Source organism: Jiangella anatolica (genome assembly GCF_003236295.1).
Classification (GTDB): domain Bacteria; phylum Actinomycetota; class Actinomycetes; order Jiangellales; family Jiangellaceae; genus Jiangella; species Jiangella anatolica.
This window is the reverse complement of sequence record NZ_POTW01000085.1, coordinates 24,488-30,984: the sequence shown is the minus strand read 5'-3', so window position 1 is coordinate 30,984 and position 6,497 is coordinate 24,488. Positions and strand designations below refer to the sequence as shown.

Here is a 6,497-nt window from a genome sequence, read left to right as displayed (position 1 = left end):
CGCTGGTGCTGGGGGTGGGGCTGGCGTCGTCGGCGGAGATCGCGGAGGTCGTGCGGTCGGCCGCGGCGGACGGTGCGGTCGGGCTGGTGCTGCGGATCCCCGTCGACATCGACGACGACGTGCGGCGGGCGGTCGCCGACGAGGGGCTGGTGCTGTTCGGGCTGACCCGCGGCGCCTCCTGGGCGCAGGTCGCGACGCTGCTGCGCAGCCTGCTGGCGCTGGACGACCTGGGCGGCGTCGACGACCAGACACTGGCCGGCGCCGGGGCCGGCGACCTGTTCGCGCTGGCCGGCGCCGTGTCCGCGCTGCTGGACGCACCGCTGACGATCGAGGACCTGAACTCCCGGGTCATCGCTTTCTCCGCCGACCAGGACCGCGCCGACGAGGGCCGCAAGGAGACCGTGCTCGGCCGCCAGGTGCCCCAGCGCTACCTGCGTGAGCTGGAGCGGCAGGGCGCCTTCCGCGCGCTGTACTCGTCCGACCGGCCGGTGTACCTGCCGGAGATCGAGGGCACCGGGCTGCCGCGGGTGGCCATCCGGGTCCGGGCCGGCGACGAGATCCTCGGCTCGATGTGGGCGGCGGTGACCGAGCCGCTGAGCGCCGAGCGCGAGCAGGCCTTCATCGACGCCGCCAAGCTGGTCGCCCTGCACCTGCTGCGCCACCGCGCCGGCGCCGACGTCGAGCGGCGGCTGCGGGCCGAGCTCGTCGCGACGGTGCTCGAGGGCGGCCCGGCCGCCGGCGACGCGGCCAGCCGGCTGGGCCTGGCCGGCGGGCCGGCCTGCGTCCTGGCGCTGGCCGTCCCCGGCGAGACCGAGTCGTCCGCCGTCGAGGCCGACCTGCAACGGGTCGCCGGCGCGTTCGCGCTGCACCTGGCCGCCGTCCACCCGCGGTCCGCGGTCGCGCTGGCCGGCGGCGTCGTCTACGGCGTCATCCCGCTCACCGGCGACGGCCCGGACGCTGACCTGCGGGCGGTCGCCGTCGCCGAGGAGTTCCTCAGCCGCATCGGCACGCGCAGCCACGTCGTCGTCGGCATCGGCGGCGTTGCCGCCGGCCCGGCGGACCTGCCGCGGTCGCGGGCCGACGCCGACCGCGCGGTCCGGGTGCTGCGGGAACGGCCCGGCGGGTCGCGCGTGGCCCGGCTCACCGACGTGCAGATCTCGGCGTTCCTGCTGGAGCTGGGCAGCGCGATGGCGGCCGAGCGGCGCGTGCCGTCCGGCCCGGTCGCCCGGCTGGCTGCCTACGACCGCCGGCACCGCTCCCAGATGGTGGCGACGCTGACCGCCTGGCTGGACGCGTTCGGCGACGTGACGGCGGCCGCGGCGGCCACGCACGTGCACGCGAACACGTTCCGGTACCGGCTGCGCCGCGTCGGTGAGATCGGCGGACTGGACCTCGCCGACCCGGACGCCCGGTTCGCCGCGATGCTGGAGCTGCGGCTGCGGGCCATGGTTGATCACTCCACGCCGGACTCGTAAGGTCACCTTCCGTGAACCGGCCCCACGACCTCAGCCCGGCCGAGACGGGGTTCGTGCCGCAGCGGCCGGTGCCCTGGCTCAACCCCGGCCTGCTCGCCGGCACGGCCGTCCGCGTCCTGCTCGCCTACCTGTTCGGCGGCTACCTCGACAAGCGCGAGTTGCAGGCCGCGCTCCCGGACCGCGCGTTCGACCACTCCGCCGCCGACGAGCTGTGGTTCGACTACACCGCCGACGTCGGCGACGGGTTCGACGCGACGTACTCGGTCGCGTCGCTGCTGGCCCGGCCGTCGCTCGTGGCCGGCGGGCACACGCTGCCGCGCGGCGACCTGCTGCTGCTCGGCGGCGACCAGGTGTACCCGACGGCGTCCAACCCGGCCTACGAGCACCGCTGGAAGGGTCCGTACCGCGCCGCGCTGCCCGACCTCGCCGTGGACACCCCGTCGCTGTACGCGCTGCCCGGCAACCACGACTGGTACGACGGGCTGACGGCGTTCCTGCGGCTGTTCGCTCAGGGCGACACCATCGGCGGCTGGCGGACCCGGCAGGCACGCAGCTACTTCGCGCTGGAGCTGCCGCACGACTGGTGGCTGTTCGCCGTCGACATCCAGCTGTCGTCGTACATCGACGAGCCGCAGCTGGACTACTTCCGCCGCGTCGCCGAGCATCTCGGGCCGGAGCAGCGGATCATCCTGATGCCGGCCCAGCCGTCGTGGGTGAAGACGCACGAGCGGCCCGACGCCTACGACAGCGTCGACTACTTCATCCGCACGATCATCGAGCCCACCGGCGCACAGGTGCCGCTGCTGCTCGCCGGCGACATGCACCACTACGCCCGCTACACCGGCCCGGACCGGCAGCTGATCACCTGCGGCGGCGGTGGCGCCTACCTCGTCGGCACCGACCACCTGCCCGACGTCGTCGCCGTCCCGCCGGAGGAGACCATCACCCGGCGGGCCAGCCAGCCCCAGCGCTACCAGCTCGCCGCCGCCTACCCGTCGCAGCCGGCGTCGCGGCGGCTCGGCTGGCAGGTGTTCGGCCGGCTGCCGCGGCGCAACCCCGGCTTCGTCGGGCTCCTGGCGGTGATGCAGACACTGCTGATGCTGGCCTTCGTCACGTCGCCGGAGCACCTGGTCACCCCGGCGACGGTGACCGGCGTGGCTGCCGTCCTCGTCGGGACCGCGGTGTTCACGCTGGTCCTTGGGGTGCGCACCCGAAAACACATGGTCGCCGCGGTGGCCCACGCGGTGCCGCACGTCGCGCTGGGCATCGGCGGCGCGGCGGCGTGGTCGGCGCTGCCGCTGGACGACGTCGCCAACCCGTGGGCGACGCTGCTCGCCTTCGTCGTCTACGGACCGGTGATCGGGCTGGCCGACACCTGGGTCGTCAGCGCGTACCTGCTGGTCGCGCGGTACTTCGACGTCAACGTCAACGAGCTGTACGCCGGCATGGGCATCGAGGACCACAAGAGCTTCCTGCGCTTCCACCTCGGCGCCGACGGGTCGCTGACGGTGTACCCGGTGGCCGTCGAGCGGGTCGCGCACCGCTGGCGGGCCGATCCCGACGGCGCGCCCGGCACGCCGTGGATCGTCCCCGAGGAGCCGCTGGAGGCCACGCTGGCCGAGCCGCCGGTCGTCGTCGCCGGGCCGCGGACGGCCGCCGGTTAGGCTGGAACCCGGCCGAACCGGGGGAGACGACATGAGGTTCCTGCACGACCGGGTCCCCGACCAGGACCTCACCTACAGCGACGTGTTCCTGGTGCCCAACCGATCCCAGGTGGGCTCGCGGCTCGACGTCGACCTCACCACCGCCGACGGCACCGGCGGCACGATCCCGCTGGTCGCGGCGAACATGACGGCGGTGTCCGGGCGCCGGATGGCCGAGACGCTGGCCCGCTGCGGCGGCCTGGCGGTCATCCCGCAGGACATCCCCGCCGGCGTGGTCGCCGACGTCATCGCGTGGGTGAAGCAGCGGCACGCGGTCTACGACACCCCGCTCACCATGCCGGCCGACGGCACCGTCGGCGAGGCGTACAACCTGCTGCCCAAGCGCGGCCACGGCGCCGTCATCGTCGTCGACGACGGCCGCGCGATCGGCGTGGTCACCGAGGCCGACTGCCAGGACGTCGACCGGTTCACCCAGTTGCACTCGGTGATGTCGCGCGAGCTGCTGACGCTGCCCGACGGCATCGCGCCGGAGGCCGCGTTCAACCAGCTGCACGACGGACGGCACCGGCTCGCCCCGGTGGTGGGGCCGGACGGGCGCATCGTCGGCATCCTGACCCGGGAGCGGGCGCTCCGGGCCACCCTGTACGCGCCGGCGCTGGACAGCGAGCGGCGGCTGCGCATCGGCGCGGCGGTCGGCATCAACGGCGACGTCGAGGGCAAGGCCAAGGCGCTGCTGGCGGCCGGGACCGACGTGCTGGTCGTCGACACCGCGCACGGCCACCAGGAACGCATGCTCGACGTGCTGCGACGGGTGCGGTCGCTGGACCCGCAGGTGCCCGTCGTGGCCGGCAACGTCGTCACCGCGGAAGGCGTCAGCGACCTGGTCGCGGCCGGCGCCGACATCGTCAAGGTCGGCGTCGGGCCGGGCGCCATGTGCACGACGCGGATGATGACCGGCGTCGGCCGGCCGCAGTTCTCCTCCGTCCTGGAGTGCGCCCGCCGGGCCCGCGAGCTGGGCGTGCACGTGTGGGCCGACGGCGGCGTGCGGCATCCGCGCGACGTCGCGCTCGCGCTGGCCGCGGGCGCGGACAACGTGATGATCGGGTCCTGGTTCGCCGGCACCTACGAGTCGCCCGGCGACGTGCTGCGCGACGGCGAGGGCCGGCTGTACAAGGAGAGCTTCGGCATGGCGTCGGCGCGCGCGGTCCGGCTGCGCACCGCCGAGGACTCGGCGTTCGAGCGGGCCCGCAAGGGCATCTTCGAGGAAGGCGTCTCGCATGCGCGGATGTACCTGTCGCCGTCGCGGCCCAGCGTCGAGGACCTCGTCGACACCATCGTCGCGGGTGTGCGCAGCGCGTTCACCTACGTCGGCGCGGCCACGATCGAGGAGTTCCGCGAGCGCGCCGTCGTCGGTGTGCAGAGCGCCTCGGGGTACACCGAGGGCATGCCCGTGGACGTGAGCTGGTGACCGGAGCCCGCGCCGTTCGGTATGCGCGGTACGGCGACCCGGGCGTGCTCTCCGTCGACTCCGTCGAGCTGCCCGAGCCCGGTCCCGGCGAGGTCCGGGTCGCGGTCCGGGCGGCCGGCGTCAACCCGTACGACAGCAAGGCGCGGCGCGGCCTGTACGCGAGCGACGGCGCGCCGGCGGCGCCGGTCCGGGTCGGCCTGGAGTACTCCGGCGTCGTCGACGCGCTGGGCCCGGACGTCACCGCGTGGGCGGTCGGCGACCCCGTGTTCGGGCTGGCCGCCGGCTCGGCCGCGACGCACGTCGTCGTGCCGGCCGACGGGCTGGTGAGCAAGCCGGACTGGCTGTCGTTCCCGCAGGCCGCCGCGCTGCCCGTGGCCTGCGAGACCGCATACCGGGCGGTCCGGCTGCTCGACGTCGCCGCCGGCGACACGGTGCTCGTGCACGCCGCCGCGGGTGGCGTCGGGCTGGTGGCCTCGCAGCTGGCGCTGGCCCGCGGCGCCCGGGTGATCGGGACGGCGGGCGCGGCCAACCAGGAGTTCCTGGCCTCGCTCGGCATCGAGCCGGTCCTCTACGGCGACGGGCTGGCCGCGCGGGTGCGGGCGATCGTCCCGGACGGCGTCGACGCCGTGCTGGACGCGTCCGGGCGGGGCGTGCTGCCGGTGTCGGTCGAGCTGGCCGGCGGGCCGGAGCGGGTGGTCACGATCGCCGACGGGTCCGCCTCGCAGTACGGCGTGCGCGCGACGTGGAGCGCGGACCTGCCGCTGCCGCGGGTGTTCGAGACGGTGCTGCCGCTGATCCACCAGGGCGCCGTCCAGCTCCCCGTCGCCGCGACGTTCCCGCTGGAGCAGGTCGCCGAGGCGCACGCCGTCAGCGAGACCGGTCACCTGCGCGGCAAGCTCGTCCTCACCGTCTGAGCTCGGCCAGTAGCTCGGCGGCCGGGACGGAACCGGGTGGCAGCCGGTCGCGGGCGGCGGCGACGGCGCGCTGCCGGACCAGCTCGTTCGCCGGGGCCGGGAGCCCGTGCAACCGCGCCAGCAGCACGATCTCGCCGTTGAGCTGGTCGGCCTCGATCGAGCCGGTGCCGCGCAGCAGGCTCTGCATCGACGAGCCGCCGCCAGGCCCGCGGCCGGGGAACGGCGGCATCTGAAGGATGTCCGCGCGCCGGGCCTCGTCGGTCTCGGCGTCGACGACGTCGATGCCGGCCGCCGCGAGCACCGTCTCGCCCTCGTCCCGGACCAGCTCCGCCAGCCGCACCGCGTCGTCACCGTCGAGGCCGGACAGGGCGGAGACGGCGTTGGCGAGGTTCATCACCAGCTTGCGGTACTTCCACGCCATGATGTCCGGACGCGGCTCGGCGACGAAGCCGGCCTTCTCGAACGCGGCCGCCAGCGACCGGGCCGTCTCGTCGACGCCGGAGGGGTAGCGGCCGAGGTCGAGGATGCCCGGCACCGGCGCCGACCGCGCCTGGACCACGCCCGGCTCCAGGTGCGTGGCCGGGAACATCACGCACACCCCATAGACGTTCGCGAACAGCCGCAGCGCCAGCCGCTCGTTGGCCACGCCGTTCTGCAGGCACACGACCGGCGTCGACGGCTCGGCGACGGCGCGCAGCGCGTCCAGTGCGGCCGGGGTGTCCTGGCCCTTCATCGTGAGGACGACGACGTCGCCGGGCTCGACGCCGGCCTCGGCGGGCGACCCGTACGCCGGCACCGGCACCGTCGTCGCGCCCTCCGGCGACTCCAGCCGCAGTCCACCGGCGCGGATCGCGTCCAGGTGCGCGCCGCGGGCGATCAGCCGGACGTCGAAACCGGCGAGGTGCAGGCGGGCGCCGAGGATGCCGCCGATCGCGCCGGCGCCGTAGATCACGAAGGCCATGGTCGGTACGGTATC

5 protein-coding genes are annotated in these 6,497 nt (G+C 75.0%); 4 read left to right on the top strand and 1 reads right to left on the bottom strand.

Features of this window, described 5'->3' with window-relative positions:
• The 4 genes from C1I92_RS25720 to C1I92_RS25705 form a co-directional block, all read left to right on the top strand.
• Window positions 1-1,475 (top strand): PucR family transcriptional regulator (locus C1I92_RS25720; RefSeq protein ID WP_111257493.1); only part of this gene is annotated, 1,475 nt, incomplete at its 5' end.
• A gap of 11 nt (window positions 1,476-1,486) precedes the next feature.
• Window positions 1,487-3,139: a metallophosphoesterase gene (locus C1I92_RS25715; RefSeq protein WP_111257488.1), complete on the top strand. Its 1,653-nt coding sequence runs from the start codon at window positions 1,487-1,489 to the stop codon at window positions 3,137-3,139.
• A gap of 31 nt (window positions 3,140-3,170) precedes the next feature.
• On the top strand, window positions 3,171-4,607 hold the full coding sequence (locus tag C1I92_RS25710) for a GuaB1 family IMP dehydrogenase-related protein (RefSeq protein ID WP_111257487.1): 1,437 nt from the start codon (window positions 3,171-3,173) through the stop codon (window positions 4,605-4,607).
• Window positions 4,604-5,521, top strand: coding sequence for an NADP-dependent oxidoreductase (locus tag C1I92_RS25705; protein ID WP_111257486.1), 918 nt, complete (start codon window positions 4,604-4,606; stop codon window positions 5,519-5,521). Before C1I92_RS25710 ends, C1I92_RS25705 begins: the two co-directional genes overlap by 4 nt.
• On the opposite strand, the gene C1I92_RS25700 is transcribed toward C1I92_RS25705, so the two are convergent.
• Window positions 5,511-6,482, bottom strand: coding sequence for a ketopantoate reductase family protein (locus C1I92_RS25700; protein WP_111257485.1), 972 nt, complete (start codon window positions 6,480-6,482; stop codon window positions 5,511-5,513). The two genes, C1I92_RS25705 and C1I92_RS25700, sit on opposite strands and share 11 nt — an antisense overlap.
• Between the last annotated feature and the right edge of the window lie 15 nt (window positions 6,483-6,497).